Below are 3,314 nucleotides of genomic sequence, written 5' to 3'. Positions count from 1 at the left end.
CCCGCCGTGTGTCTCCCGCATAGTCTGTCCTGGTATTCGGAGTTTGCCATGGTTTGGTAAGTCACAATGACCCCCTAGCCATAACAGTGCTCTACCCCCAGGAAGATTCGTGCGAGGCGCTACCTAAATAGCTTTCGAGGAGAACCAGCTATCTCCGGGTTCGATTAGCTTTTCACTCCTAGCCACACCTCATCCCCTACCTTTGCAACGGGAGTGGGTTCGGGCCTCCAGTCGGTGTTACCCGACCTTCACCCTGGGCATGGCTAGATCACCCGGTTTCGGGTCTATTGCCTGCGACTATGCGCCCTGTTCAGACTCGGTTTCCCTTCGCCTCCCCTATACGGTTAAGCTCGCCACAGACAATAAGTCGCTGACCCATTATACAAAAGGTACGCAGTCACCCCACGAAGGGGCTCCCACTGCTTGTACGCACACGGTTTCAGGTTCTATTTCACTCCCCTCTCCGGGGTTCTTTTCGCCTTTCCCTCACGGTACTGGTTCGCTATCGGTCGGTCAGGAGTATTTAGCCTTGGAGGATGGTCCCCCCATGTTCAGACAGGGTTTCACGTGCCCCGCCTTACTCATCATCATCTGCGTGGCCCTTTCGCATACAGGGCTGTCACCTTCTATGGCCACCCTTTCCAGGGCGTTTTGCTAGAACCATGCAGACTTCAGGGCTGGTCCCCGTTCGCTCGTCACTACTGGGGGAATCTCGGTTGATTTCTTTTCCTCCGGTTACTGAGATATTTCAGTTCACCGGGTTCGCTTCCAGCACCTATGGATTCAGTGCTGGATACTGCCGAAGCAGTGGGTTTCCCCATTCGGACATCTCCGGGTCAATGTCTGTTGCCGACTCGCCGGAGCTTTTCGCAGGCTGCCACGTCCTTCATCGCCTCTGACCGCCAAGGCATCCACCGTGTGCGCTTGTTCGCTTGACCATATAACCCCAAGTCGCCTCGGAGCCATCGTTTTCGCAAACAGTTCAACGATTTACTCAAATAAAGACTCCCGCAGGAGTCTCGCCTTAGCCTCTACGACACGTTCGATGAGACAGTCGTCTCAAACGCTCGCTACTTCCCATGTTTTCAAAGAACAGGACCGGCCCTCGGCCAGCCCGATCAATACGTGTGTGCGCTGTCATTCCACTGTGCCGGCTCCTGGTGGAGCCAGTCGGGATCGAACCGACGACCCCCTGCTTGCAAAGCAGGTGCTCTCCCAGCTGAGCTATGGCCCCGTGAGAAGTACCTTCCGACGGGCGGACGGTGTGGTGGGTCTAGGAGGACTCGAACCTCCGACCTCACCCTTATCAGGGGTGCGCTCTAACCACCTGAGCTACAGACCCAGGCCGGATCCACGGTGTGGAATGCAGGAAACTTGTGCGGACGCCTGACGAGCAAGAACTCGTCATGCTCAAAAGGAGGTGATCCAGCCGCACCTTCCGATACGGCTACCTTGTTACGACTTCACCCCAGTCATCGGCCACACCGTGGCAAGCGCCCCCCTTGCGGTTAAGCTACCTGCTTCTGGTGCAGCAAACTCCCATGGTGTGACGGGCGGTGTGTACAAGGCCCGGGAACGTATTCACCGCAGCAATGCTGATCTGCGATTACTAGCGATTCCGACTTCACGGAGTCGAGTTGCAGACTCCGATCCGGACTAGGATGGGGTTTCTGGGATTGGCTCCGCCTCGCGGCCTCGCGACCCTCTGTCCCCACCATTGTAGTACGTGTGTAGCCCTGGCCGTAAGGGCCATGATGACTTGACGTCATCCCCACCTTCCTCCGGTTTGTCACCGGCAGTCTCCTTAGAGTTCCCACCCGAGGTGCTGGCAACTAAGGACAAGGGTTGCGCTCGTTGCGGGACTTAACCCAACATCTCACGACACGAGCTGACGACAGCCATGCAGCACCTGTCTCACGGTTCCCGAAGGCACACCCCGATCTCTCAGGGCTTCCGTGGATGTCAAGGCCAGGTAAGGTTCTGCGCGTTGCATCGAATTAAACCACATACTCCACCGCTTGTGCGGGCCCCCGTCAATTCCTTTGAGTTTCAGTCTTGCGACCGTACTCCCCAGGCGGCGGACTTAACGCGTTAGCTTCGACACTGAGCTCCTGATTGAGCCCAACGTCCAGTCCGCATCGTTTAGGGCGTGGACTACCAGGGTATCTAATCCTGTTTGCTCCCCACGCTTTCGTGCCTCAGTGTCAGTGCTGGTCCAGGTGGCCGCCTTCGCCACAGATGTTCCTCCCGATCTCTACGCATTTCACTGCTACACCGGGAATTCCACCACCCTCTACCGCACTCTAGTCCGCCAGTATCCACCGCCATTCCCAGGTTGAGCCCGGGGCTTTCACGGCAGACTTAACGAACCACCTACGCACGCTTTACGCCCAGTAATTCCGAGTAACGCTTGCACCCTTCGTATTACCGCGGCTGCTGGCACGAAGTTAGCCGGTGCTTATTCTTTGGGTACCGTCAGAACCACGGGGTATTAACCCACGGCTTTTCTTCCCCAACAAAAGTGCTTTACAACCCGAAGGCCTTCTTCACACACGCGGCATGGCTGGATCAGGCTTGCGCCCATTGTCCAATATTCCCCACTGCTGCCTCCCGTAGGAGTCTGGACCGTGTCTCAGTTCCAGTGTGGCTGATCATCCTCTCAGACCAGCTACCGATCGTCGCCTTGGTGGGCCTTTACCCCGCCAACTAGCTAATCGGACATCGGCTCATCCAATCGCGCAAGGCCTTGCGGTCCCCTGCTTTCACCCTCAGGTCGTATGCGGTATTAGCGTAAGTTTCCCTACGTTATCCCCCACGACTGGGCAGATTCCGATGTGTTCCTCACCCGTCCGCCGCTCGCCGGCATCCCGAAGGACCCGCTGCCGCTCGACTTGCATGTGTTAGGCCTGCCGCCAGCGTTCACTCTGAGCCAGGATCAAACTCTTCAGTTGAAGTTTCTAGCTTCTCCTGCAGATGTCCGACCAGGCTTCACGTCGCTTGCATAGCAATACAACTAAAAGCTTGTTTGGCTAGACGTCTGCAAGTAATGGACTCGTCCATCACCCGCCAGGCGCCCGCACAAATTTCCTGCGCACACTGTCAAAGATCGTTCGCGTCGCGGGCCGTTTCGGTCTCCGCGTTCCGCCGGACATCTCGTCCGACCGAGCCGCACATCTTACAGCACTTTCCGGGAACGTCAACACCCTGTTCACCGCTTCCTGCCGCCCCCGCCGCGGCACGCCGCTGCAAGGGGCGCGAAGAATAGCCCTGACCCGCCGTTTTGCAAAGGGGGAATCGCGCGGTCGTGTTCAGCG

At 57.5% G+C, this 3,314-nt stretch carries 2 tRNA genes and 2 rRNA genes; all 4 read right to left on the bottom strand.

The window, feature by feature from the left end:
- A 23S ribosomal RNA gene (locus K311_RS0113285) occupies nucleotides 1-938 on the bottom strand; the annotation flags it as partial.
- 220 nt (nucleotides 939-1,158) lie between these two features.
- Nucleotides 1,159-1,234 (bottom strand) — tRNA-Ala (locus tag K311_RS0113280).
- 31 nt (nucleotides 1,235-1,265) lie between these two features.
- A tRNA-Ile gene (locus K311_RS0113275) sits at nucleotides 1,266-1,342 on the bottom strand.
- A gap of 71 nt (nucleotides 1,343-1,413) precedes the next feature.
- Nucleotides 1,414-2,951, bottom strand: a 16S ribosomal RNA gene (locus K311_RS0113270).
- Nucleotides 2,952-3,314 lie beyond the last annotated feature (363 nt).

It is taken from the genome of Arenimonas composti TR7-09 = DSM 18010 (genome assembly GCF_000426365.1).
GTDB classification, from domain to species: domain Bacteria; phylum Pseudomonadota; class Gammaproteobacteria; order Xanthomonadales; family Xanthomonadaceae; genus Arenimonas; species Arenimonas composti.
Note: the sequence above shows the minus strand (reverse complement) of the source record. Positions and strands in the feature narration are given on the sequence as shown.